The following is a 25,437-nucleotide window of genomic DNA, read 5'->3' as shown; positions in this document are numbered from 1 at the left end:
GTGTCGCGGGTTTCAAACGCCTTCGGGATGCCGGGGCTTGAAAGCGGTTTCCCATGCTCCGCCGGTATCCGCAAGCTGCACCTCGATGCATTCCACATCAAGGGCGATCGAAGCTTCGCCGGCAAGCACCAGTTCGACGGCGCCTTCCGGCCCCTCGCCGGCGACCGTGAACGTCACCGCCAGCAGATCGAGCACGGCCTCGCCGTTGCGGCGGTCGAAGCCAAGCGAGCGCACGGCGCTCACCCGCTTGAACAGGAGCACGGCGCGCCGGCGCTCGAACGAACGCCGCTTGCCGTCGGCCATCTCCCAGACGAACCGGTTGACGATGAGCGAAAACTGCTTGCGGCGTGCGTCGTATTCCAGTCCGGAAACCTTGAACACGGCATCCTGGACGTGGGCGGAGACGACGGCCAGGTCCTCTTCATCGAGCGCCAGCAGCTTCAGACCATCCATGCGATCCATTCCTTTCGCTTTCGTCGCACATTTTGCGTGCCACAATTGAAATGGACATAGGACGTCGCGCCTGAAACCGCAACGGCATCAGGCGCGACGGCTAAAATCAGTCGCTGACACGCTCGACGTGAGCGCCGCAACGGGTGAGCTTTTCTTCCAGCCGCTCGAAACCGCGGTCGAGATGGTAGACGCGCGACACCATGGTTTCGCCTTCCGCCGCAAGACCGGCGATGACCAGCGACACCGAGGCGCGCAGGTCGGTCGCCATCACGGGGGCGCCCTTCAGCCGGCTGACGCCCTCGATCTTGGCCGTCTGGCCCGACAGCGAGATCTTGGCGCCGAGGCGCGCCAGTTCCTGCACGTGCATGAAACGGTTTTCGAAGATCGTCTCGGTGATGTGCGAAACGCCGTTCGACTTGGTCATCAGACCCATGAACTGCGCCTGCAGGTCGGTCGGGAATCCGGGGAACGGATCGGTGACGATATCGACCGGCTTGATGCCGGCGCCATTGCGCACGACGCGGATGCCGCTGTTGGTCGGCGTGATTTCAGCGCCGGCCCGGCGGATCGCCTCGAGTGCGGTGTCAAGCAGCGCCATATCCGTGTCTTCGAGGATGACGTCGCCGCCGGTCATGGCAACGGCCATGGCGTAGGTGCCGGTCTCGATACGGTCGGGCAGCACGCGGTGACGCGCGCCGGACAGCGAGCGCACGCCCTCGATGGTGATCGTCGCCGTGCCCTGGCCGGTGATCTTGGCGCCCATGGCGTTCAGGCAATTGGCTAGGTCGACGACTTCGGGCTCGCGCGCGGCGTTGCCGAGCACGGTGGTGCCGTTGGCGAGCGTCGCCGCCATCATCAGCACGTGGGTGGCACCGACGGAAACCTTCGGGAAGGTGTAGCGGGCACCGATCAGGCCACCTGCCGGCGCCGTCGCGTTAACGTAGCCGCTGTCGATCTCGATGTTGGCGCTCAGCGCCTGAAGACCCTCGATGAACAGATCGACCGGGCGCGTGCCGATGGCGCAACCGCCCGGCAGCGACACGCGGGCCTTGCCTTCGCGTGCGAGCAGCGGGCCAATGACCCAGAAGCTTGCGCGCATCTTCGACACCAGCTCATAAGGCGCGGTGGTGTCGACGATGTTGCGGCAGGTGAAATGGATCGTGCGGGCGTAGCTTTCGCCCTGGCGCTCGCGCCGGCCGTTGACCGAGATATCGACGCCATGGTTGCCGAGGATGCGGATCAGCTGCTCGACGTCGGCCAGATGCGGAACGTTTTCCAGCGTCAGCGTGTCATCGGTCAAAAGCGATGCGATCATCAGCGGCAGGGCCGCATTCTTCGCGCCGGAGATCGGGATGACCCCGTGAAGTTCATTCCCGCCTACAATCCTGATGCGATCCATGAGGCCTCTCGAACGGGCTTGGCCCGCCTTTCCAAAAAAATGAAGTGTGTCTGAAGGCGCCTCTTTAGTGGAGACGCCGCGAAATTAGAAGTGCCTTGAACGCAAGGCAGACGCCTGCATGCGTGGGGGAATGCCGAACGGCAGCCCCTCCCTCGTCGTACTAATCTTCGGATTCGTCCGTTTTTGCGGCAGGCAGACCAATCGCTTCGTCGGGGGCGCCGGAACGGCGCGCGCGCATCTGCTGTTTACGGCGCTGGAGATTGTCGCGCAGGGTCTTGGCAAGGCGCGCCTTTCTCAGATCCGACTCGGTCGTATCTTTCTTCTTGCGCGTCGGCGCAGTCGCCTGCTGCTCCTGCGGCGAAACCTCGCCCTTGGCGCTTTTCTTGTCGTCTGTTTGCATGGGCGATGCTTTAGCGCAAAAGCAGGGGCTTCGGAAGCCGAAACCGATTTTCTCACGGAACAACAGCGAAAACTTCGAAATGCGGCTTGCGCTCCCCGTCCAGCTATGGCAATAGGCGCCTCGCTTGATGCGGCTTGTCAACGAACCGGCCGCGAGATGCTGCTATAGCTCAGGGGTAGAGCACTCCCTTGGTAAGGGAGAGGCCGAGAGTTCAAATCTCTCTAGCAGCACCAGTTTTCCTTCTATTTTGCCTCAAAACCATGGCGCTATTCGCCACCGTTGCACCGCGATGAACACGCACATGTGCATAGCCGCTCAACCCGTCCAGACATGGGCGAACAAAGCCTTGCAATCGTCACATTCAGCTCCTATTTGGCGGAAATCGATATTGCTGACGAACTTTGTGTCGGCGCCCTAAGCGCGTGAGAGACGGACTTCCCTCTTCAAAATCGGTTATCCTGATCCGGAGGTTTTTTCCGGAAATGTCTATTACGAGCGATTGAAAGGGAATCGTCATGGCTACAGGCACAGTAAAGTGGTTCAACAGCACCAAGGGTTTCGGCTTCATCCAGCCTGACGACGGCAGCCCGGACGTGTTCGTTCACATTTCGGCCGTTCAGCGCGCAGGCCTTTCCGGCCTCAACGAAGGTCAGCAGATCAGCTACGAGCTGACGCGCGACCGCAAGACCGGCAAGTCTTCTGCAGACAACCTGCAGGCCAAGTAATTAGGCCAAGTCATTTTCGCGCGTCGTCGCCGGACGCAGATTTGCGGGCAGCGGCAGTGCAGCGAATGGGAAGGTCGGGTTCGCCCGGCCTTTTTTATTGCCCTGTTGTCACCGGCGACTGGATAATTCCACCTCAAACCGGCGACGCATCGAGGTGGAATTATGAAGCGATTTCTCGATGTTACGGCGTCGTCAGACGACCCTGTTTGATATTCCGCGCGGCAACGCTTCAATCCCAAAATGCGGGCGCGATCTCCAAGATCAGCTCGTCGCAATTTAAAGTCCAGTTGCCTCTCAGCGGTTATCGCCAACCGCTGGGCACTCTTGCGTGACCTGCTTGAGACAGGGAACGTTTCCCGCCAGCCTGCGTTACCAATTCAACGGCAACGACGTGGAGGTCTTGAAATGAAAGGCATCGTTCTCTGGCTCATGGGCGTACCCCTGATCGTCATCGTTCTGCTTTACATGTTCGTGTTCTGATGGGTCGCTCAGGAAACCTGAGGAGATCGCTCGATCGAAACGCTCAAGCGGAAGATTTAATTTGTAGTTGCAGACATCGAAAGATGCGCCTTAACGCAACCTTAAGATTCTGTCCCTAGATTTGACATCGCGATGATGGACAATCGCAACGCTTAAATCCCCTTTTGAAACCGGCTCGCGCCGGTTTCTTTTTGTCCAAACGACCGCCGTCAGACCTTGACGGCCTGCTCGACGAAATCCTCGCTCCCGAAGAACTTCAGATAGCGCTGCACCTCGGCCGCGTCGCCGGTCGCCTTGCGGGGGTTGTCCGACAGCTTGACCGCCGGCCGGCCATCAGCGTCGCTGACCTTGCAGACGATCGATATCGGATTGAGGCCCTTGATCTCCGTCGGCGCGCAATCGGCAAAGTCATTGGTGAGGTTCGTTCCCCAACCAAAGCTCATGCGTACGCGTCCCTCGAAATGCCTGTAGGTTTCGATGATCGTTTCGACATCGAGACCATCGGAGAAGATGAGCAGTTTTTCACGCGGGTCGCGCCCCATCTTCTTCCACCAGGCGAGAATTTTCTCGCCGCCTTCGATCGGCGGGGCGCTGTCCGGACGAAAGCCGGTCCAGTCCGCCACCCATGCCGGCGCATCGCGCAGGAACGCGGCCGTGCCGAAGGCATCGGGAAGCACGATCAAGAGATTGCCGCCGTAGAGCTGATTCCAGTCCTGCAGCACCTTATAGGGTGCGGCGGCGAGTTCGGCATCGGTGCGGGCAAGTGCAGCTGCCACCATCGGCAATTCATGCGCGTTGGTGCCGAGCGCCTCCAGGTCCGTATCCATCGCCAGAAGCACGTTGCTGGAGCCGGAGAAGGATGCACCGATGCCTTCCTTCAATGCCTCGACGCACCAGCGCTGCCACAGGAAGCTGTGGCGCCTTCGCGTGCCGAAATCCGAAATCCGCAGGTTGGGATACTGCCTGAGGCGCTCGACCTTCGACCACATCTTCGCCTTGGCACGGGCATAGAGCACATCGAGCGTGAAGGGGCCGAGCCCTTTCATGGCCGAGCGCGAGCGCAGCTCGTTGATGATCGCCAGCGCCGGGATCTCCCACATGGTGGTCTCGGCCCAGCGCCCACGGAAGGTCAGCTCGAACTGGCCGTCGCGTCGCGACAGCTCGTAATCCGGCAGGCGGAATTTTGCGAGCCAGGCGAGGAACTCCGGCGAGAAAATCTGCTTGCGACCGTAGAACGAGTTACCGGCAAGCCAGATCATCTCCTTCTTGGAGAACCGCAACTCGCGCGCATGATCGAGTTGCTCGCGCAGTTCATTTTCGTCGATCTCGTCGGCCAGGCGCACGGTCTTGGTCCGGTTGATCAGCGAGAAGGTCGCGTCTACATCCGGATAGAGCTGCCAGATCATCTGCAGCATCAAAAGCTTGTAGAAATCCGTGTCGAGCAGGCTGCGCACGATCGGGTCGAGCTTCCAGGCATGATTGTAGACGCGCCTGGCGATATCGGTCTTGGTCATCTTAGGAATTGCTCCTCTTACAGCGCAGCGCGTCTTATGAGACGCGCAAAGGTCGCTGTAGCACTTTGAATTGCTGCATGGCTAAAGCATACGCACGCCGGCTTGCCGCATGCGCGTGATCATGGCGGAGAGCGAACCGTTGAGATCGATACCCCTGGAGGCATCAAGCACGACGGAGGTTGAAAACCCCTGGGCCACGGCGTCGAGCGCGGAAAAGGCGACGCAGAAATCGGTCGCCAGGCCGCACAAGGTAACGCTGCCGATACCGCGATCCCTGAGGTAGCCAGTCAGCCCGGTCGGCGTCCGGCGATCATTCTCGAAGAAGGCGGAATAGCTGTCGATGCCGGTGCGAAAGCCCTTGCGGATCACCAGTTCGGCGCGTGTCCATTTCAGCGATGGGTGAAAGTCGGCGCCGGTACTGCCCTGAACACAATGGTCCGGCCAAAGCGTTTGCTCGCCATAGGACATCGTTACCGTCTCGAACGGCGCTTTTCCCGAATGGACGGATGCGAAGCTCGAATGGCCGACCGGATGCCAATCCTGCGTCAGCACCACATGCTCGAACCTCCCGATCAGATCGTTGACCGCAGGCACGATCTCATCGCCGCCGGAAACGGCAAGCGCTCCGCCCGGGCAAAAATCGTTTTGCACGTCGACGACGATCAACGCCTCACCAGCCATCGCTTTCCCCTTGAGCGGACCAATCCCTATCGATCACCAAAATCGATTTAAGTCCAAGATCAATCACAGAATTTGAGCGACGGCAACCTGCTTCGACACCCCACGGCACGATCCTTGACGCACATAGAAAAAGGGCGCTGACCACGGTCGGCGCCCTCTCAAGAACTGCAGCCTGAATTGGATCAGTTGCCGTTGAGGTTGTCGGCGATGGAGAAGCCGGAATTGGCAATGCCGACCGGCTGCGCCACGAAGTTCAGGAACTTCGAGAAGTCCACCGACGGATGACGCGAGGCATAGATCACGTCGCGATTCTTGATCGGGAAGGTCTGGCCGACGATCAGGCTGTCCGGCTTGCTCATGTCGAAGCGGTAGACGATCGGATAGCGCCCCTGGCTGTCCGTCTGCATGCCCTTGCGCAACATCTCGTTGAAGCGCTGCTGGCCGAGAAGGCTCATGACGACATCCGGCTCTTCGTAGCGGAAGATGAAGTAGCCCTTCATGTCGAGCGCATAGTCGGAACCGCCGCCGGCAAGTCCCATGGCTTCCAGCAGGTTGAGGTCGTTGGCGCCGAACTCGACGCGCTGGTTGGCCTTGACGGCGCCAAGGATAGTGAAGCGGCGCGGATCGCGCGCAACGAAGATCTGGTCTCCCGGCTTCACATGGATGTTTTCAGACGGGTTCTCGATGATCGACTTCAGGAGAACCGTGCCGGTCTTCTTGCCGCGCACCAGCGTGACATAGGTCTCGTAGGGCTGCGCCACGGGGCCGCCCGCCTTGGCGATGACCTCGTTGATCGTCTCGTCGACGAGGCTGAGCGGGACGACTGCGGACTTGCCGACAGCGCCCGAAACGGTGACGTTGCGCGAGGCGGTGCTCATGCTCGTGACGATGACATCAGGCTCGACCGCCTTCTGCTTCAGCGCTTCCAGGATTTCCTGGCGCGCCTGTTCCAGCGTCAGGCCGGCAAATCGGACCGAGCCGACATAGGGGATGGCTGCCTTGCCGTCCGGCTGGACGACGAGGTCGATGCTTGTCTGTTTGGAGTCCTGCGTCGAGAACAGACCGTCGCTGCCGGCCTCGAAGATCGATACTTTCAGAGCGTCGCCAACACCGATGACGACCCGGCCCACACCGCCGCCGATACCGAACCGGCGGTTGAGCGTCGACGACACGTAGTCGGAAACAAGGCGTGCGGACTGACCGGTCACATCGACGATATCAAATACGGTGGCGTTCTTTCGACCGATTTCGGCGCCGGATTGGCCGGCATCCGCAACAATGGCCCCGGCCAGCGGCCCCTCGCCCGGAACAGCCTGACATCCCGCAAGCGCGGTAGAAAGCAGAAGGGCAGCTACACGTTTCAACTAAGACACTCCGAATTCGGCACAGCCATGATTCTGTTCATAGTTCTGCACCGCATGATCTCCCGGTCGGGAATCCGCCGGTCTCTGAAAAGCACAATAGCCGTCTCACAACAAGTCACTTGCAGACGAAGACGAGCAAAATAATTGGCCCTGCGCCTTTCCGGTCATACCTCCTACACCTTGACGGGTTTGCGGCCCGATTTGTCTTGGATGAAGGTTCTGGGCATGTATATGTTAGGCCATTGGACTTGAAAGCTAGGTACTTTAAGTTAAAAGCTGACTAATGAGGCGGAACGAATATACGTGGGGATAACCCTGGGGCGGAATGATTGGCAGTTGCGTTTTCCGCTTGGAAGCGCAATCGCAGATGCAACTTTAACGTCAGTTTAGAGCGTTCGATCATATATGGCTGTTGAAATTATTGGGCGTGCATGCCTCGCCCCTGGAGCAGAATCGCCTTCGGCGTTGTTCAAACTTCTTCGTCAGGGCAAGTGCACAGTCACCAGCATCCCGTCCGATCGCTGGGACGTTGCGCGTTTCTGGCACCCGGTCATGGGCACGCAGGGCAAGACCTATTCCTTCGCCGCGGGCGTGCTGGATCAGCTCTATGACTTCGACCCGGCCGTCTTCGGCATGTCGCAGCGCGAAGCCATGTATATGGATCCGCAGCAGCGCGTGCTCTTGCAGCTCGCCTGGCGCGCGCTCGAGGACGCCAATATCTCGACGACGTCGCTGCACGGCGAGAATGTCGGCGTCTACATCGGCGCATCGAGCCTCGACCACGCCAACCTGACGGTTGAGGACCCGGCGGCGGCCGGCCCGTATTTCATGACCGGCAACACCCTGTCGATCGTCTCCAACCGCATTTCGCACATCTTCGGGCTGAGCGGTCCGAGCATGACGGTCGATACGGCTTGTTCGTCCTCGCTCGTCGCGCTCGATCAGGCGATGCGCGCACTGAACGCCGGCGAAATCGACACGGCGATCGTCGGCGGCGTCAATATTCTCGCCCATCCGCTGCCGTTCGTCGGCTTTGCGCAGGCGCGCATGCTGTCGCCTGAAGGGCTCTGCCGCGCCTATGACAACGATGGCGCGGGCTATGTGCGCGCCGAAGGTGGCGTCGTGTTCGTGCTGCGCCGCTCGGACCGGGCGCGCCGCGAAAAAGACCGGAGCTATGCCCGGATCGTTGCGACTGGCGTCAATTCGGCCGGCCGCACGAACGGCATCTCCCTGCCCTCGCGCGAAGCCCAGGCAAATCTGCTGCGGGCGATCTACGAAGGCAACGGCATCGATGCCAATCAGGTGGCTTTCGTCGAGGGCCACGGCACCGGCACCAAGGTCGGCGACCCAGCGGAAGTCTGGTCCATCGGCACGGTCATCGGCGCCAATCGCCGGGCACCGGTTCCGATCGGCTCGATCAAGTCGAACATCGGCCACACGGAGCCTGCCTCCGGCCTTTTCGGCATGATGAAGGCGATCCTGGCGCTCGAAAACAACTACCTGCCGGCGTCGCTGCACTTCGACACGCCGAACGAACATATCGATTTCGATGGCCTGAACGTGCGCGTCACGGCAAGCCCGATCGAACTGCTGCGCGGCAAGCGTGCGCGGCTTGCCGGCATCAACTCCTTCGGCTTCGGCGGCGCCAATGCCCACGTGGTCATCAGCGATCCGGAGCCCGTTTCCGAAGACAAGATCAACAATCCGCCGTCGTCCGGTCACGTCTTCCTTGCAAGCGCCCATACCGCGTCGAGCCTCGAAGCACTGCTGAAGGACTACAAGACGCGTTTTGCCAACGCTTCCAAGGGCGAAATCCGCTCGATGGTCGCAGCGTCGGGCGCCAACCGCACCCATATGCGCTATCGGTTCGCGGCCCGCAGCGATCATCCCGAAGATATCGTCCGTGCGATCGCAAGCCATGTGGAAAAGCCGGGCTCCGATATCGGCGAAGTCGGCGAAGCCGTCACCAGAGATGCCAAGGTCGCCTTCGTCTTTTCGGGCAACGGTTCGCAATGGGCCGGCATGGGCGTCGAAGCGTTCCGTGAGAACCTGCATTTCCGCCAGTGTTTCACATCTGTCAGCGCGCTCTTCAAGTTCCATTCGGACATCTCGCTCATCGAGCTTCTGACCGATCCTGACCTCGACAAGAAGCTGTCCGACACGAAGATCGCCCAGCCGTTGCTTTTTGCCGTCCAGGCAGCTCTTTCCGATTCGCTTGTCGCCATGGGCGTCAAGCCAGTCGCCGTGTTCGGTCATTCGGTCGGCGAGATCGCCGCTGCTTATGCAGCCGGCGCGCTGTCGATGGTCGACGCCGTCTCGATCGTTGCAAAGCGGTCGCTGCACCAGGATCTGCTCGCGGGCCACGGCACGATGGCCGCCGTGATGCTGGGCGAAGACGCCGCGCGCGCCTTCGCCGAGGCGCACGGCCTCGATGAGCTTTGCGTCGCTGCCGTCAACGCCCACAATTCGGTGACGATCTCGGGCCCGGCCCATGAGATTTCCGCCTTCCGCGACGCGGCACGCAAGGCGAAGATCCCTGCTCAGATCCTCGACATCAACTATCCCTTCCACCACCCGATCATCGACCGGGCCAAGGACGCATTCCTGTCGGATATTCCCGATATCGCGCCCCGTCGTGCGGACGTTACCTACCTATCGACGGTTACGGGTGCTGCCCTTGATGGCACGCAACTCGACCCCGACTACTGGTGGAAGAATGTTCGTGAGCCGGTTCGCTTCCAGGCGGCGGCAGAGGCGGCGATCGAGCTCGGCTGCCGGCTCTTCATCGAGATTTCTCCGCGCCCGATCCTGTCCTCTTACGTCAAGGAGACGATCAAGCAGGCGGCGGCACCAGGCATGGTCGTGCCGACGCTGCTTCGAGATGTCGGAGAGACCGGTCAGGATCCGATCTCGGCCGCTATGGCGCGTGCTGTCGCCCACGGCGCAATCGTCGACACCGCGCGCGTATTCGGCAAGCGCAATGCGGCGATTTCGCTGCCGAGCCTGCCGTTCGAGCCGGTCGAATTGCGACCGGCGGCCACGACCGACGCCACGGATCTCTTTGGCCGCACCGCCAAACCCTATCGCCTGATCGGATGGCGCAGCGACCCGAACAGCGGCAGCTGGAAGAACCACATCGATGCGCCCCTCTTCCCGGATCTGGCCGAGCACGTTGTCGATGGCAAGGCTATCCTGCCGGGCAGCGGCTTCATCGAGATTGCCGTCGCAGCGGCACAGCAGTTTTACGGGACAGACGAAGTCGAGATCACCAATCTGGAAATCGTCCGGCCGCTGGAGCTCAGCGACAGCCGCATCATGGAACTGTCGACCATCCTGTCGCCGGAAACCGGCGATATCGAGATCCGCTCGCGCGAGCGCCTGTCCGAAGACGACTGGGCCGTTCATGCGGTCGCCCGGTCCCGCAAGCCGTTGCCGAGTGAAGAACGCGCGTTGCCTTCCTTTGCCGGCATGCAGAAGACGGCAACCGTCGCTCCGGCCAAGGCTTATGATACCGCACGGCAATTCGGCCTCGACTACGGTCCGCGTTTCCAGCTGCTGGCAAAGGCGGTTGCCTATAACGACCGGATCGTCGACGTCGAGCTGAAGAGCCCGGACAAACCGGGACATCCGCTCGTCACCTATGCCCTCAATCCGATCTCGGTCGACGCCACGTTCCACGGCCTCGTCGCGCTTTTTGACCGCTTCACCGGCGACAAGAGCGGCGCACCCTATATTCCGGTGCGCTTCGGTTCCGTGCGCGTCGTCAATGCCGGCAAGCCGATCGCGCGCGCCACGATCGAGATCGAACGTGTCAGCGCCAATTCGATCAAGGCCAAGTTCCATTTCTTCGACAAGTCGGGCGACCCGATCGCTCATTTCGAGGATTGCCGTTTCCGACGCACCTATCTGCGCAAGCACAAGGCGCTGGACGCTCTCTCTTTCCACTACGAAACAGTCCTTTCCGAAACGTTCCTGCCGACAGTTGAGGCCGACGTCCTCACGCCGGTAACCCTCGGCGTCAAGACGGCGGCCGATGCCGGCGTCGACAACACGACGTTGCTGTTCAACGCGGCGATCTACCGCGCCTGCCAGGAGATTGCGCTGAAGCTCGGCAAGGGCCGATCGATCGTGCGCAGCGATAGCCTGCCCGGTGATTTCGCCTTCCAGTGTTTCCTGGCGAGCTGCCTTTACGTGCTTGAGGATGCCGGCCTCTGCGAGCACAAGGATGGAGTCTGGGTCGTCGCCCAGGAATTCAGCCTGCCGAGCGTTCCAGAAATCCTGCGCGAACTCTATGGCGAACGTCCTGATCGTGCCGTCGAGGCGGTGCTGATCAACAACGCCTATGCGGAAGCGCTCGCACGCCTCGACGTCCTGCTGGCGGCCCCAGCCGGTGGCGATGCCGAAATCGTTGCCAATGCCGGCTTCATCAGCGATGCGACGCTCGATCATCAGGCCGTGCATTCTGAAGTAAGCCGCCAGCGTATGGCGCTCGTGCTTGATGCGGTCGAAAGCGCGCTACGGGCGCAGCCGACGGGAACACGTCTGCGCGTTCTCGAGCTTGGCAGCGTGTCTGCCGGGTTCACGCGCCGCATCGCGACGCTTGCAGCCAAACACGGCGCGAGCCTCGGTGTGGTCGAGCCGCGTGACAATGCCCAACGCGGCCTTGAACTCGCCTTCGAAAACGATGCCCATGTGCGCATTCTCAAGAAGGGTGAGCTTGCGACACAGGCGCCGTTCGATCTCGCCATCAGTGCCTCCGACCGGCTCTACGGCCTGATCGAAGACGACATCGATGTACGCACGGCACTCCGCTCGACGCTGCGCCGGACGGGTGGTCTCGTCGCTGGCGTCGGCGCGCCATCCCTTTTCAACGATTTTGCGCTTGGACTGTCGGATGGCTGGTTTGCCCGCAGCCAGGCGGCCGAGTTCCCGATCGGCAACCTCGCCGCCGTTCCTCACTGGCAGAAATGTCTGGCCGACCTCGATCTTCGCGAGATTGACGTCACCGACCGTGAATGCGCGTCCGGCAATGTCATCGTTCTTGAAGCACGCGGCGTGGAAGCGCCGGCGGCTGTCGAGACCGGTGCGAATGCTGCTGCCTCAGCGGCGGGCTCCTACCTTCTGTTGCAGATCGGCGCGCCCAAGACAAAGCAGTCGTCCACCGGCGCCATCCCCGTCGACCTGACGGGTGATGCGGCGACGGATGCGGCCTTGCTTCGCGATGCACTTGAGGCCTTCCGCGATCGCCCCGTTCGCGCCGTCTTCCTTTCGTCGCCTGCGCCGAAGAGCCGGACGGACGATTCTGCCTCGCTGCAAAACCAGGTTCTGGCGTTTAGCGCCGTAGCCGAAGTATTGCGGCGGCATGTCGGCGATACCGATCCAAGTGGCGACGCACGTCCGAGGCTCGTTCTTGTCGCGCCTGGCGGGGCGCCGGTCGCCAGCCGTGTCTCAGGCACGACGGCCGCAAGCTCCGGCACCAATGCCGGCCTTTGGGCTTTCGCCCGGGTGCTGCAGAACGAATATGAGTTCCTGGACGTTCATGCTCTGGATCTGGCCGCAGACGCCTCGACGTCTGACGAGCAGATTGCCGCATCGCTTCCATTGCTCACCGTTTCCGGCAGCAATCGCGAATGGCTGCTGGAAGGACCGAACGGATCGCTTTCGGAAATCCGTGCGGTTCCCGGTCCGACCGACAACGCCCATGGCTCGACGGCCTCCTTCGAGGCCGCCACCATCCGCCAGCGTGTCGCCTCTCAGGTCGGCAGCATCGTTTGGGAAGAAAGCAACGTGCCGTCCGCGGGCCCCGGCGACGTCGTCGTCAAGGTTGCGGCCACCGGCCTCAACTTCCGCGACGTGATGTGGGCGATGGGTCTTCTGCCTGAAGAAGCCCTCGAGGACGGCTTTGCCGGTGCGACGATCGGCATGGAACTGTCCGGTCACGTGGTTGCCGTCGGTCAAGGCGTGGACGACCTTTCGGTCGGCGATGCGGTCATGGCGATCGCGTCTGCGGCCTTCTCCACCCATGCCGTCGTTTCGCGCGCCGGCGTCGCCAGGCTGCCGCAATCGGTCAGCCCGGTTGCCGCGGCCACCGTGCCTGTTGCGTTCCTCACGGCCTACTACGCCATGGTCGAGCTCGGCCGCATCCAGGCCGGTGAAACGATCCTCATCCATGGTGCGGCCGGCGGGGTCGGCCTCGCAGCGCTGCAGGTTGCCAAGCTCAAGGGCGCGAAAGTCATCGCCACGGCCGGCACCCGCGAGAAGCGCCGCTTCCTTTCGATGCTCGGTGCCGATCATGTGTTCGATTCGCGCTCGCTCGGTTTCGTCAACGACGTGCGCGCCGTGACTGATGGAGAGGGCGTCGACCTCGTGCTGAACTCACTCTTCGCCGAGGCGATGGAGCAGAGCCTGGCACTGGTCAAACCGTTCGGCCGCTTCCTCGAACTCGGCAAGCGTGACTACTACGCAGACAGCAAGATCGGCCTCAGGCCGTTCCGCCGCAATGTCAGCTACTTCGGCATCGACGCGGACCAGTTGCTGGTCAACGCGCCGGCCCTGACCAAGCGCATCTTCACCGAGATCGGCGCCCTGTTCGAGGACGGCAAGCTTACGCCGCTGCCGTACCGTGCTTTCGATTTCGACGAGATCGGCAATGCGTTCCGCCTGATGCAGAACGCGGGTCACATCGGCAAGATCGTCGTGCTGCCGCCGGTGGCCGGCAAACACCAGGTCGCGACCCGGCCGCACGGTGGCGTCAAGGTCGACCCCGAAGGCATGCACCTGGTCGTCGGTGGCATCGGTGGCTTCGGCCTGGCCGCCGCCAACTGGCTTGCGGAAAAGGGCGCCAAGACGATCGCGCTCTGCTCGCGGCGCGGCCTTGCCGACGCGGAAACGACGGCGATGATCGAGCTTTGGGCCAAGGCCGGCATTTCGGCCACGGTTCACGCCTGCGATATCACCGATGCAACCGCTGCGGATCTCCTGCTCACCGAATTGCGAGCCATCGCACCGCTACGCTCCATCGTTCATGCAGCGATGGTGCTGGATGACGCGCTGATCAGCAATCTCAATCGCGAGCGCAACCGGCCGGTTATCGACACGAAGGCAAAGGGTGCCGCTGTTCTCGATCAGCTGACCCGCAACGATGCGCTCGACAACTTCATCCTGTTCTCGTCGGCAACGACGCTGGTGGGCAATCCCGGCCAGGCAAACTACGTTGCGGCCAACGGCTACCTCGAAGGTCTTGCCCGCGCCCGGCGCGCGGAAGGTCGTGCCGGTTTGGCGGTCGGTTTCGGCGCGATCGCCGACAAGGGCTATCTCGTGCAGAACACCGACGTCAACGATCTGCTGGCCAAGCGCATCGGCAAGACGGCACTGAAGGCGCAGACGGCGCTGGACATGGTCGAGAGCCATCTCGCCAGCGATCCCGGCACAGTCGACGCCGCCGTCGTGATGATATCGGAGATCGATTGGTCGGCCGCCCGCAACTTGCCGGTCGCGCGCAACGCGCTCTTCGAAGTCATCCTGCGTAGCGCCGATCAGCATTCGTCCGGCGGCGAAGGCACCAAGATGGACCTCGTCGCGATGATCGAGGGCAAGTCGGCGCAGGAAGCCGAGGATATTCTCTTCGAACTGGTCGCAGGCGAAATTGCCGCCATCCTTCGGGTCTCGAAGGATACGGTCACGCGCAGCAAGGTCCTGAAGGAAATCGGCCTCGACAGCCTGATGGCCGTGGAACTCGGCATGAGCTTCCAGCAGAATACCGGTTTCGACATGCCGCTCAGTGGTGTCGCAGACAACACGACGGTTGGCGACGTCGCCCGCAAGCTCTATGACAAGGTCAGCAAGCGCGACCAGGGCGAAGAGAGCGACGGTGCGGACGACAAGTTGGTCACAGAACTGGCGCAACGGCATGTCGGCACGGCAAAGGAAAAAGCACAGAGCCAATGAGCACGAACGGAAATGGTCCCGGCTCATCCAAGATGACCAGCAGCCTCAAGGAGAACCTGCTGGACCGGATGAGAAACACGCATCAATCCTCCGAGCGCAACCGCATGGCGCGTTCGGAGCGGGAGATGCCGCCGCCGGCCCGCCGGCAACAGGCCCGTTTCGAGGACCTGCCGGAGTACAAGCAGGTTCTGACCCAGAAGTTTGCCAGCGAACAGCTGGGGATCGCCAATCCGTTCTACCGCGCGCATCAGACCGCAGCCGGCGCCACCACCGTCATCGACGGGCGCAAGCTGATCAACTTCGCCTCCTATGATTATCTCGGCCTCAACCGGCACGCGGAAGTGCTGGCAAGGGCAAAGGAAACCGTCGACGCCTTCGGGATCTCGGCTTCTGCCAGCCGGCTTGTCGCTGGCGAGCGCCCTGTTCATGTGGAGCTCGAAGAAAAGATCGCGCGCTTCTACGGCGTCGATGCCGCGGTCTGCTTCGTCAGTGGCTATCTCACCAATGTCGCGGCCATCAGCTGCCTGATGGGCCCGAAGGATCTGGTTGTCCACGACGAGTTCATTCACAATAGCGCGCTTGCGGGCATCAAGCTCTCCGGCGCCACGCGCCGGCTGTTCAAGCACAATGACGCGAGCGACCTGGAACACGTGCTGCGCACGGTCTCGGGCGACTATCGTCGTATCCTTGTCATCGTCGAGGGCATCTACTCGATGGACGGCGACATCGCCGACCTGCCGGCCCTCCTGAAGCTCAAGGCCGAATACGGCTTCTGGCTGATGGTCGACGAGGCCCATTCCTTGGGGGTCGTCGGCAAGCATGGTCGTGGTCTTGCCGAGCACTTCGGCGTCGATCCGCATGAGATCGACATCTGGATGGGAACGCTTTCGAAGACGACGTCCAGCTGCGGCGGCTACATTGCCGGCAGCGAGGCGCTTGTTGCCGTGCTCAAGGCCTCTGCCGGCGGCTTCGTCTACAGCGTCGGCCTGGCGCCGGTTCTGGCCGCCTCGGCGGCCGCCAGCCTCGACGTGCTTGCGCGCGAGCCGTCGCGCACTGCCGCCCTCCGGCGCAATGGCGCGCTCTTCCTCAAGCTTGCCAAGGAAGCGGGTCTGGACACCGGCCTCAGCAGCGGCTTTTCGGTTGTGCCGGTGCTGGTCGGGGATTCCCTGCGCGCGGTTCAGCTGTCCAACGATCTGCTTGCGGCCGGCGTCAATGCGCTGCCGATCATCCACCCCGCCGTTCCCGAAGGACTGGCGCGGTTGCGCTTCTTCATCACCAGCGACCATACCGAAGAGCAGATCCGCAAGACGGTGGCCCTGACGGCGGAACGCCTGAAGGACCTGACCGAACGCAACTTCGGCCTCGGCGGCATCGATATCGATCAGATGATGAAGGCGCTCTCGGCGCGCTGAGGATGACGTGCAGGCGCCCTTCACGGGCCGGATGCCGCAGGCGGAAACCAGCATGACCCATGTGATCATCACCGGCGGCTCGAGCGGCATAGGGCTGGCGATCGCATCGATCTATGCGGGTCGTGGCGCGCGCCTTTCGCTGATCGCCCGTTCGGCCGAGATCCTGAAGCGTGCCCAGGATGAACTCTCCTCCAAGTCGGCAACAGCCGGCGACATCCGGATCGAGACGGCGGATGTCGCGCGGGAAGAGGAAATCATCGCCGCCATCCATCGCTGCGAAGCGGCATTCGGGCCCTGCGACATCCTGGTGACCTCTGCCGGCGTCGTCGAGCCGAGCCGGTTCGACGAACTCGGCAGCGCCGCCTTCCGGCGTCAGATGGAAACGAATTTTTCCGGTACCGTCCATGCGGTTCGCGCCGTCTACGCCGGCATGAAGCAGCGTGGGCACGGAAAGATCATGATGATCTCCTCCGGTGCCGGCCTTCTCGGCATCTATGGCTATTCGGCCTATTGCGCCTCGAAGTTCGCACTGCACGGCTTTGCCCAGGCACTCCGCTCCGAGGCGCGCGCGCATGGGATAGACGTCTCGATCTGCTTCCCGCCGGACACCCAGACGCCGCAGTTCCAGCGCGAGCTTGCCTTCCGTCCCCCTGAAGCCGCCGCCGTCATGGGTACGGTCAGCCCCTGGCCGGCGGAAGCAGTTGCCCGCAAGATCGTCTACGGCATCGAGCGCGGACGGTTCGAAGTCTATTTTGGAATGACGCTTTTTCTTCTCGGTCGGTTCGGCCCCACCGTCAGACCACTCCTCAACTGGTGGTTCGACCGCGCAATCGCCCGCAGTAGCGGTGGAGTATCAAAGGGCGGCAGGTGACGGCGCTTGTGCGCGCCGGCGATAGGATCTAAGTGTCAGGCGGATGCCGTGCTGCATGAGGCGGCGCCGGTGTGCAAGAAAGCATGAAGGTTTCCGCTTGGCGTTGCTCCCCTTTCAATTGCACGACTATCCGATAACGCTGACGATCTGTTGTTTCATCTTGTCCTGTGCGGTGATCTTCTTCACCGACCGCTTCGCTCTGCCGAAACGGGAACGCCGGAAAAACCCGTCTCCCTTTGGCCGCAAGCAGGACATCATCGATGTTATTGCCCGCCTGCCGGTCATCGCGCTGGTGTTCGCCGGCTTTTTCGCTGGCTCCTGGCGGCCACTTTATGCCGCCGCCGGCACGATGAGCTTCTTCATCATCTTCACCGGGATTTCTAGGGCCAAGTTCAAGTTCATCCGCGAGCCGCTGATCTTTTCCGACATCGCCCTCGTCGTCGACGTCTTCAAATACAAGACGATCTTCTATGCCAGTTCGCTGAACATCGTGTTCTGGACCGTTGCATTTCTCTATGTCTTCGGCGTTTCCGGGCTCTACCTCTATTTCGAACCGTCTGTTCTGCCCAACAGCGGCAAGGCCTTCTGGATCCTGGTGATGGTGGCAGTCGCCGCAGGCCCATGGCTCCTGCTGTTCTACGGCCCGGTGAACCGACCCACGGCGGCCCTCGTTCAGAGGCTCGTCAAAGTGCTCGACGTCAAAATGAATACGGTGCGCTTCGGCACCTTCGGGTCGGTGATCTTCCGCTTCATCATCTGGCTCGGCGTCAAGCGGGAGAAGATCGTCGCCGAACTCTCACAAATCGTTCGGGCGGCCGTCCAGGACCTGATCGGTGACGACGGTTCGCCGCTCATCGTCGTCTGGCAGTCGGAGTCCTTCATCGACATGCGCCATTTCGGTGTCGACACGCTGAAGATGCCGACACTCGACCGGTTGCGGCGTCAGGCCGCCCAGTGGGGACGCCTCAGCAGCGTCTTCGAAGGCGGCTATACGCTGCGCACCGAGTTTGCCGTCATCAGCGGGCTCGTGCCCGACGATATCCACGTGGATGCAAGCTACCCTTATCTGCGCGCGTCCCACTATTCCGACGTCGTCTGGCCGGGAAAGATGAAACGCGCCGGCTGGCACACCCATTTCATGCATCCTTACGACCGCACGTTCTTCCTGCGCCACAAGGCGATGCCGCAGCTCGGCTTTGCCGAGCTGACGATGCTCGATGGATTCGACCACGTGCCGGCGCGCGACGGGCCTTACGTCTCCGACGAGAAGCTCGCCGCCAGGGTCATCGATGCCTGCGAGAACCTGCCGGAAGACAAGAGCGGTTTCGTTTTCGTCGCCTCGATGGCAAACCACGGACCTTGGGAACCGGGTCGCGTTGGCGATCTTGCCAACCCGGTGGACATCTATCTGGCGATCCTTGAGCAATCCGACGCAGCACTGAAGCAGCTGACCGATCGGCTCGACAGGCTCGACCGGCCTGTCTGGTTCGTCTTTTATGGCGATCATGCGCCGCTGCTGAAATCGTTCGCAGACCCCTTCCCCGACCCACGCACGGATTATCTCATCGTGCCTTTTTCCAAGGCGAAATCGACGCATCATCGACCGGTCGAACCACGGGATGTCGCTGCCTGGGATCTGATCGAGGCGCTGCTCAACCACGCCAACCTCAAGAAGGACACGCTGCGTTAGCGGCGGCGAGACGATGGAAAACGCAGCGTTGAACACCCGTGTGTCAGCCGATCGGCCAAGCCGACGGGTCTTCCTGTTCCTGCAAGGCCCGTCATCGCCGATCTTCCGCAAGATCGCCGATCGGCTTGAGAGCTACGGCCACACCTGCCTGCGGATAAACCTCAATGTCGGCGACGAGATCATCTGGCGTCGCAAAGGCGCATCCAACTACCGCGGGAGAGCGGAGGATTGGCCGGACTATCTGGCACGCTTCATCGGCCTGCACCAGGTCACCGACATGATCCTGCTTGGCGAAGAGCGCCCCTATCATCAGGCTGCCACTGCGGTCGCCCGGCGGACCGGGGTCGCGATCGCCATCGTCGAGATGGGCTATCTCCGACCCGACTGGCTAACACTCGAGCGCGACGGCATGTCGTCGAACTCCCACTTTCCCGCCGACGCCGCCCATATCGTCGAAGCCGCGAAGACCCTGCCGGAGCCGGATTGGCGCAAGCACTACAGCCAGACCTTTCTCGCCGATGCCAGCTACGACCTTCTCTACAACCTGCCCAACGTCTTCCTGTGGTTCCTCTTTCCGCATTATCGCCGTCACGCGATCTTTCATCCACTTGCCGAATATGCCGGCTGGATCCGCCGCCTTTTCACCGGCAAAAGACGCAGTGCCGAGGCCGAGGAAACGGTCCGCATCCTGCTTTCGGAACGCGTGCCCTTTTTCGTCTATCCGCTGCAGCTCGAAACCGATTTCCAGCTGCGCGCCCACTCGCCGTTCCACAGCCAGAAGGACGCGATCGACGAGGTCATGCACTCGTTTGCAGCCGATGCGGCTAGGGAAACCAGACTGGTCTTCAAGGTTCATCCGCTCGACAACGATCTGATCGCCTGGCGCAAATTCATCGACGACAAGGCAGCGGAACTCGGGCTGACCGGTCGCGTGTTCTATCTCGATGGCGGCAATCTCGATGTGCTGGCAGAGGCCAGCGCCGGCATGGTCACGGTCAACTCGACCGCCGGTCTGCACGCGCTAAAGCAGGGACGCCCGGTCAGGGTGCTGGGCACGGCTGTGTTCGACATTGCCGGTTTGACGGACCAGCAGCCGCTGGAGGATTTCTGGCAAAGGCCGACAGCACCCGACGCCGAGGTGAGCAGCGCCATGTTCCGGCTGCTTGCGGCTTCGATCCAGGTGCGGGGCAATCTCTATTCAAGAACAGGAACCGACGCAGGCGCCCGGGCAATCGCCGAGCGCCTGCACGAGAACACGGTCAACCAGCCCGGCGCGTTCATCGATCCGCCACCGCGCCGGAAGCCGCAGAAAAGACAACGGCCAGCCTCGCGATCGGCATAGGCTGGCCGTAAAAATTCCAAGACGGCTTAACTCAGGCAACGCCGGCGCGAAGCAGATCGTGAATGTGCAGGATGCCGACGGGAAGCCCGTCGTCGTCGACGAGAAACAGCACGGTCACCTTGTGATCCTGCATGAACTCCATTGCACCGCTTGCCAGAACATCTCCCCTGATGACACGGGGGTTACGCGACATGACCGCCTCGACGGTCTGCGCAAGCAGATCGCCCGACATGTGGCGACGGAGGTCGCCGTCGGTGATGACGCCGGTCAGCTTGCCATCCTCGTCGACGATGCCGACGACACCAAAGCCCTTGGAAGACATCTCGATGACGGCTTCGCTCATCGGGCGACCGACGCTCAAGAGCGGCACCTGTTCCCCGGCATGCGCCAGTTCGCGCACGAGACGCAGTTGAGCGCCGAGCTTGCCGCCGGGATGGAAGGTCTTGAAATCTTCGGCGGAGAAACCGCGGCGCTCGAGCAGGGCGATGGCAAGCGCGTCGCCGACCGCAAGCTGCAGCATCGCCGACGTCGTCGGCGCCAGCCCATGCGGACAGGCTTCCTGAACCTTCGGCAGCACGATCGGCACTTCGGAGTTGCGAGCGAGAACGCTGTCGCGGTTGGACGAAATCGAAACGACCGGCACCTTGAAGCGCTTGGCATAGGTGAGCATGTTGGCGAGTTCCGCCGTTTCGCCCGACCAGGACAACAGGATCAGCACGTCCTGCGACGTGACCATGCCGAGATCGCCGTGGCTCGCCTCGGTCGGATGGACAAAATAGGCGGACGTGCCTGTTGATGCCATGGTCGCCGCCATCTTGCGGCCGATATGGCCACTCTTGCCGACGCCGGAAACGACAACGCGCCCCTGGCTTTCGCCAATGAGTTCGATCGCTTCGACCATGCTTTGCGCAAACGCCGTATCGGCACCGAGATGATCGGCCAGCGCCTTGATGCCTGCCATCGCCGTCGTCAGCGTCCTGCCGACCGACTCCAATGCGGCAGAACCGCGTCGCTCATCCGCTGATGCGTGTCTCAAACCCATGATGTTTCCATTCCCGCGAAGACGTTTGCGCCGGTTAGAAGCGGCGTTTCTCAGACCCATTGCAGGCAGATAGGCGCTTTTTCTTGGCAAACCAAGCCAAAGCCATCGAGTTTCGGCAGGAAATCCCACAAAGACGACGGTTTCGTCAGCCGACGCGCTGTTCTTCCGGCGCTTCGAGCGGCATCGACTTGTCGGCCGCAAACTCTTCGAGCGTCATGGAGTCCAGGATCGCGGCAACCGCGTCGCGCACGGTCGTCATCGACACACGGACCTGACAGGTCTCGGGATCATTGCAGTCCTCGCAGACCTCGTAAGCCGTGCGGCTGGCGCAGCGGATCGGCGCAAGCGGACCGTCAAGCGTCCGGATGACATGGCCGATGCGGATTTCCGCCGCCGGGCGCGACAGCGAATAGCCGCCGCCTGGCCCCTTCTTCGAACGCAGCATGCCGGCGTTGCGCAGTTCGAGCAGGATCGTATCCAGGAATTTTTTCGGGATATTGTTGCGCTGGGCGATTTCGGTAATGAAAGCCGTCTCTCCCGGCTCCAGTCGAGCGAGGTCGACAAGAGCCTTCAATCCGTACTTTCCCTTCTTCGTCAGCATTCCGGCAAGCTTTCCCTACGGTTCCCTTGAGAACGGGAATCATCCGCGCAAACGCAATCTTGTTTTGGCATAGCACAAGAATCGTGCGGCAAACACACAATTGTGGCACAGAATCAATGCAAAGCTTGGTCTGGGATTATACTCGGAATAAGGGGGCGGCCGCCCCAGACATTATGCTGCGGCCGCATCGCCATGGCGTTCGGCAGGCACTCCCTGACGCGCGAGCAGATGGCGAATTGCCGCGCGTGCTTCGTCAGCCGACCGGAACCGCTGAGCGTCCAGATCCCAGACATGGTACTTGACTGCCAGGAACTTGAACCGGCCGTCGTCCGGGACGACGACCCCGACGGCTTCGCCGCCATATTCGATAACCTGCTTGCTCATGCAAATAACGCTCCTTCCACACCCGGAGGCGCGGACATTTCAATTTCGGCAAAGGATGAATTTCGAGAGTTCGAGGATCACATTCGGCAGAGGCGAATGAGACGTTTCTTCACTGTTGCACGACAATGGGAACGCGTGCCGAAGAAGGCGGCGGTCGAGACGGTTTCGGACATGTCACACTCCTTTGGCTTGGTCCGGCATCGCAATGCCGGAGCGGTTCATGAACAACTGTGAGGCGGACTCGCCCGCGTCACAGAGCTGCAAACTAGAATAATCTACCAATTCCGTCAATTAAAAACATGATGACGCGAAAAATATTTCTCAACCCATCAAATTTTAGGGGTCCCGGATGCAATATCCGTTCTCCCGATCCGAAACCGGAGACCCTCGCTATCTAGGAAGCGACGAATCAACCTGCAAGGTACGGGGCGATAAAGACAGCACTTTCTGACAAAAAAGGGGCGGCCCATAGGACCGCCCCTTCACATTTTATAACCTCAGCCCTGATATCAGGCGGCCGGTGCGCCCGGCTGCGTGGTTCCGGTGCCGGTGCGGGTCGCTTCGCGATCCTTCCACCAACGATTGAGGAAGAGCAGGATCGGGCCGCCGATGTAGATCGACGACGTCGTCGCGACGATAACACCGAAGATCATCGGCCAGGCGAAGCTCTTGACGGCATCGCCGCCCCAGATTGCCATCGGCACCAGTGACAGCGCCGTGGCCATCGAGGTGAAGATGCATCGCGCGATCACCTGGTTGATGCTCATGTCGATGAGGTCGGAGAACGGCATCGACTTGTACTTGCGCAGGTTCTCGCGCATGCGGTCGTAGACCACGACCTTGTCGTTGACGGAGTAACCGATCATCGTCAGCAGTGCGGCGATGGCCGTCAGGTTGAAGTCGATGCCGGTGAGCGCGAAGAAGCCGATCGTCTTGGTGATGTCGAGCAGCAGGACCGCGATCGCGCCGACGGCGAAGTGCCATTCGAAGCGGAACCAGATGTAGAACAGGATCGCCACCATCGCGAGACCGACGGCAAGGAAGCCCGAACGCGCGAGTTCCGTGCTGATCGTCGGGCCGACGACTTCCGTCCGCTCGAAGGTCACGTCGGGAATGGTCTGAACGGCTGCATCCTTGATCTTGTTCAGGGCAACCGTCTGCTCCTGCTCACCGCCGGGCTGGCGCTGAACGCGGATCAGGACCGACTTGTCCTGGCCGAATTCCTGAAGGGCGACTTCACCGATGTTGAGCGACTCCAGACCATGGCGCAGCGCCGGCAGATCGAGCTTCTGCTTGGATGTCGCTTCCACCTGGATACCGCCGACGAAGTCGATGCCGTAGTTGAGGCCGGGCGTGAAGAACAACACGACCGAGCTGATCGACAGGAAGGCGGACATGCCGATGGCAACGAAACGGCCCTTCATGAAGGAGAAGGACGGCAGATGCGGAACACGTCCGAAGAGCGAGGGGATCTCGAGCTTCTTCATCTTCCGGCGGATGACGACTTCACGCATCATCAGGCGCACGACGGTCACCGACGTGAACATCGAGATGACGATGCCGAGCATCATGGTCACCGCAAAGCCCTTGACCGGTCCGGAGCCGAACGCAAACAGCAGCACGGTGCCCGAAAGCGTGGTGACGTTGGAGTCGATGATCGTCGCATAGGCTTTGTTGAAGCCGATATCGAGCGCCTTCATGGCGCCGGCGCCGCCCTCGGTTTCTTCTCGAATACGGGCATTGATGAGAATGTTGGCGTCCACCGCCATGCCGATGCCGAGGATGATACCGGCGATGCCGGGAAGCGTAAGGGTCGAGCCGAGCATTGCGAGCACGCCGATCGTCAGAATGGTGTGCAGTACCAAGCCGACGTTAGCGATCATGCCCCATGCGCCGTAGAGCACGACCATGAGGGCAACCACGAGGCCGAAACCGGCAAGGCCGGTGAAGATGCCCATGCGGATGGAATCGCTGCCGAGGTTCGGGCCAACGGAACGCTCTTCGATCACGGTCAACGGTGCGGGCAGTGCGCCCGAGCGCAGCAGTGCCGAAAGAACGGTTGCTTCCTGTGCGGTGAAATTACCGCTGATCTGACCGTTACCGCCGATGATCGGTTCGCGGATGACGGGCGCGGTCAGGACTTTGCCGTCAAGCACGATGGCGAAGGGCCGGCCGACATTGTCACGGGTGATTTCGGCGAACTGCCGGGCGCCGAGCGAATCGAAGGTGAACGAGACAATCGGCTCATTGGTGCGCTGGTCGAAGCCGGCCTTGGAATCGGCCAGACGCTCGCCTGAAATGGCGATGCGGCTTTCGACCGGATATCTGTTGCCGTCGTTGGCACCGGGCAGGATGTCGACGCCACGGGGCGCCGGCTGCGTCACGTCGACGGTCTGATCCAGCATGTGGAAGCTCATCTGGGCGGTCGAGCCCAGGAGTTGGCGGAGCCCGGTCGGATCCTGCAGGCCCGGAAGCTGGACGAGAATACGGTTGGAACCGACGCGCTGGATCAACGGCTCGGCGACGCCGACCGTGTCGACGCGCCGGCGAATGATCTCGAGGCTCTGTTCGACCGCCTTGGTCATCCGGTCGTTGAGGCCGGCTTCGGTCATTGCCAGGCTAATGTTGCCACCGTTCTCGGTGACTTCGATATCCGAGGCCGAACCACCGAAACCGAGCGTGCCGACAGGGGCTGCGAGCTCCTTGAGCTTCGGCAGCGCCTTTTCGAGGTCGGCCGGATCGTCGATCTTGACGGTGACGGCATCGCCGCTGATGCGCGCCGACGAGGCGGGAATGCGCTCGCCGCGAAGCGCCCTGCGCGTATCGTCGAGCAGGGTTTCAAGCCGCGCCTTGCGCAGGCCGGCGGCGTCGACCTCGAGGACGAGGTGAGAGCCGCCCTTCAGGTCGAGGCCGAGGGTAACGGGCTTCACCGGCAGCCAGGCGCCGAATTGCTCGCGTTGTGCCGGCGAGAGAACGTTTGGCAGCGCTGCTATGCATCCGAAGATGATAACGACGACATAGGCGAAAATCGCCCATTTGGATGTACGCATGTTGTGGTTCCAAGAGAGCCTGTACGGGCGAAAGCCGCGTGATCAGGACTTTGTTTCATCAAGGGCATGAACACGATCGCAG

General features: G+C 61.7%; 16 protein-coding genes and 1 tRNA gene. 7 read left to right on the top strand and 10 right to left on the bottom strand.

Features of this window, described 5'->3' with window-relative positions; translation table 11 throughout:
* Positions 1–12: 12 nt before the first annotated feature.
* The 3 genes from J3R84_RS01085 to J3R84_RS38995 all read right to left on the bottom strand — a co-directional run bounded on the left by J3R84_RS01085 (position 13) and on the right by J3R84_RS38995 (position 2,252).
* Positions 13–453 carry a DUF2948 family protein gene (locus J3R84_RS01085; protein ID WP_025425874.1) on the bottom strand — a complete coding sequence of 147 codons (441 nt, stop codon included), beginning with the start codon at positions 451–453 and terminating at the stop codon, positions 13–15.
* Positions 454–559: 106 nt separating this feature from the next.
* Positions 560–1,852 (bottom strand): UDP-N-acetylglucosamine 1-carboxyvinyltransferase, encoded by a 1,293-nt coding sequence (gene murA, locus J3R84_RS01080; protein ID WP_025425873.1) that lies wholly within the window; start codon positions 1,850–1,852, stop codon positions 560–562.
* Positions 1,853–2,012: 160 nt separating this feature from the next.
* Complete coding sequence (locus J3R84_RS38995; protein WP_025425872.1) at positions 2,013–2,252, bottom strand: hypothetical protein; 240 nt, start codon at positions 2,250–2,252, stop codon at positions 2,013–2,015.
* A gap of 158 nt (positions 2,253–2,410) precedes the next feature.
* On the opposite strand from J3R84_RS38995, the gene J3R84_RS01070 reads away from it, so the two are divergent.
* Together J3R84_RS01070 and J3R84_RS01065 are read left to right on the top strand one after the other, a co-directional pair.
* A tRNA-Thr gene (locus J3R84_RS01070) sits at positions 2,411–2,485 on the top strand.
* Between the two features lie 282 nt (positions 2,486–2,767).
* A complete protein-coding gene (locus J3R84_RS01065) occupies positions 2,768–2,977 on the top strand; it encodes a cold-shock protein (RefSeq protein WP_025425871.1) in 210 nt (69 codons plus the stop codon).
* Between the two features lie 689 nt (positions 2,978–3,666).
* On the opposite strand, the gene pncB is transcribed toward J3R84_RS01065, so the two are convergent.
* The 3 genes from pncB to J3R84_RS01050 all read right to left on the bottom strand — a co-directional run bounded on the left by pncB (position 3,667) and on the right by J3R84_RS01050 (position 7,016).
* Positions 3,667–4,971, bottom strand: coding sequence for a nicotinate phosphoribosyltransferase (gene pncB / locus J3R84_RS01060; RefSeq protein ID WP_025425870.1), 1,305 nt, complete (start codon positions 4,969–4,971; stop codon positions 3,667–3,669).
* An 81-nt stretch (positions 4,972–5,052) separates the two neighbouring features.
* Positions 5,053–5,652: a bifunctional nicotinamidase/pyrazinamidase gene (gene pncA / locus J3R84_RS01055; RefSeq protein WP_025425869.1), complete on the bottom strand. Its 600-nt coding sequence runs from the start codon at positions 5,650–5,652 to the stop codon at positions 5,053–5,055.
* Between the two features lie 182 nt (positions 5,653–5,834).
* A complete protein-coding gene (locus tag J3R84_RS01050; protein ID WP_025425868.1) occupies positions 5,835–7,016 on the bottom strand; it encodes a polysaccharide biosynthesis/export family protein in 1,182 nt (393 codons plus the stop codon).
* A 405-nt stretch (positions 7,017–7,421) separates the two neighbouring features.
* Here J3R84_RS01050 and J3R84_RS01045 point away from each other — a divergent pair, with 405 nt between their 5' ends.
* The 5 genes from J3R84_RS01045 to J3R84_RS01025 are packed head-to-tail and all read left to right on the top strand — an operon-like array spanning position 7,422 to position 20,278.
* Positions 7,422–14,963, top strand: coding sequence for a type I polyketide synthase (locus J3R84_RS01045; protein ID WP_203527364.1), 7,542 nt, complete (start codon positions 7,422–7,424; stop codon positions 14,961–14,963).
* The gene (locus J3R84_RS01040; RefSeq protein WP_057204242.1) at positions 14,960–16,375 is read left to right on the top strand and encodes an aminotransferase class I/II-fold pyridoxal phosphate-dependent enzyme; all 1,416 of its coding nucleotides are present in this window, start codon (positions 14,960–14,962) and stop codon (positions 16,373–16,375) included. The genes J3R84_RS01045 and J3R84_RS01040 overlap by 4 nt, the downstream gene beginning before the upstream one ends.
* A 52-nt stretch (positions 16,376–16,427) precedes the next feature.
* Entirely contained in the window at positions 16,428–17,246 is an 819-nt protein-coding gene (locus tag J3R84_RS01035) for an SDR family oxidoreductase (RefSeq protein WP_203527362.1), read from the top strand.
* A gap of 55 nt (positions 17,247–17,301) precedes the next feature.
* Entirely contained in the window at positions 17,302–18,936 is a 1,635-nt protein-coding gene (locus J3R84_RS01030; protein ID WP_038575873.1) for an LTA synthase family protein, read from the top strand.
* 28 nt (positions 18,937–18,964) lie between these two features.
* Entirely contained in the window at positions 18,965–20,278 is a 1,314-nt protein-coding gene (locus tag J3R84_RS01025) for a capsule polysaccharide biogenesis protein (RefSeq protein ID WP_371412228.1), read from the top strand.
* A gap of 31 nt (positions 20,279–20,309) precedes the next feature.
* On the opposite strand, the gene J3R84_RS01020 is transcribed toward J3R84_RS01025, so the two are convergent.
* From J3R84_RS01020 to secD, 4 genes are all read right to left on the bottom strand, one after another.
* Complete coding sequence (locus J3R84_RS01020; protein ID WP_038575867.1) at positions 20,310–21,320, bottom strand: KpsF/GutQ family sugar-phosphate isomerase; 1,011 nt, start codon at positions 21,318–21,320, stop codon at positions 20,310–20,312.
* A gap of 145 nt (positions 21,321–21,465) precedes the next feature.
* Positions 21,466–21,921 (bottom strand): RrF2 family transcriptional regulator, encoded by a 456-nt coding sequence (locus tag J3R84_RS01015; protein WP_025425861.1) that lies wholly within the window; start codon positions 21,919–21,921, stop codon positions 21,466–21,468.
* A 171-nt stretch (positions 21,922–22,092) separates the two neighbouring features.
* Positions 22,093–22,305 carry a hypothetical protein gene (locus J3R84_RS01010; protein ID WP_203527360.1) on the bottom strand — a complete coding sequence of 71 codons (213 nt, stop codon included), beginning with the start codon at positions 22,303–22,305 and terminating at the stop codon, positions 22,093–22,095.
* A gap of 509 nt (positions 22,306–22,814) precedes the next feature.
* Positions 22,815–25,355 carry a protein translocase subunit SecD gene (gene secD, locus J3R84_RS01005; RefSeq protein WP_057204246.1) on the bottom strand — a complete coding sequence of 847 codons (2,541 nt, stop codon included), beginning with the start codon at positions 25,353–25,355 and terminating at the stop codon, positions 22,815–22,817.
* Positions 25,356–25,437: the final 82 nt, after the last annotated feature.

The organism is Ensifer canadensis, assembly GCF_017488845.2.
Lineage (GTDB): Bacteria > Pseudomonadota > Alphaproteobacteria > Rhizobiales > Rhizobiaceae > Ensifer > Ensifer canadensis.
This window is presented reverse-complemented; position numbering and strand designations above follow the sequence as displayed.

Coding starts and splice junctions, on each gene's coding strand:
- J3R84_RS01085 (WP_025425874.1), bottom strand. CDS start 453: ATGGATGGTCTGAAGCTGCTGGCGCTCGATGAAGAGGACCTGGCCGTC.
- murA (WP_025425873.1), bottom strand. CDS start 1,852: ATGGATCGCATCAGGATTGTAGGCGGGAATGAACTTCACGGGGTCATC.
- J3R84_RS38995 (WP_025425872.1), bottom strand. CDS start 2,252: ATGCAAACAGACGACAAGAAAAGCGCCAAGGGCGAGGTTTCGCCGCAG.
- J3R84_RS01065 (WP_025425871.1), top strand. CDS start 2,768: ATGGCTACAGGCACAGTAAAGTGGTTCAACAGCACCAAGGGTTTCGGC.
- pncB (WP_025425870.1), bottom strand. CDS start 4,971: ATGACCAAGACCGATATCGCCAGGCGCGTCTACAATCATGCCTGGAAG.
- pncA (WP_025425869.1), bottom strand. CDS start 5,652: ATGGCTGGTGAGGCGTTGATCGTCGTCGACGTGCAAAACGATTTTTGC.
- J3R84_RS01045 (WP_203527364.1), top strand. CDS start 7,422: ATGGCTGTTGAAATTATTGGGCGTGCATGCCTCGCCCCTGGAGCAGAA.
- J3R84_RS01040 (WP_057204242.1), top strand. CDS start 14,960: ATGAGCACGAACGGAAATGGTCCCGGCTCATCCAAGATGACCAGCAGC.
- J3R84_RS01035 (WP_203527362.1), top strand. CDS start 16,428: ATGACCCATGTGATCATCACCGGCGGCTCGAGCGGCATAGGGCTGGCG.
- J3R84_RS01030 (WP_038575873.1), top strand. CDS start 17,302: ATGAGGCGGCGCCGGTGTGCAAGAAAGCATGAAGGTTTCCGCTTGGCG.
- J3R84_RS01020 (WP_038575867.1), bottom strand. CDS start 21,320: ATGGGTTTGAGACACGCATCAGCGGATGAGCGACGCGGTTCTGCCGCA.
- J3R84_RS01015 (WP_025425861.1), bottom strand. CDS start 21,921: ATGCTGACGAAGAAGGGAAAGTACGGATTGAAGGCTCTTGTCGACCTC.
- J3R84_RS01010 (WP_203527360.1), bottom strand. CDS start 22,305: ATGAGCAAGCAGGTTATCGAATATGGCGGCGAAGCCGTCGGGGTCGTC.
- secD (WP_057204246.1), bottom strand. CDS start 25,355: ATGCGTACATCCAAATGGGCGATTTTCGCCTATGTCGTCGTTATCATC.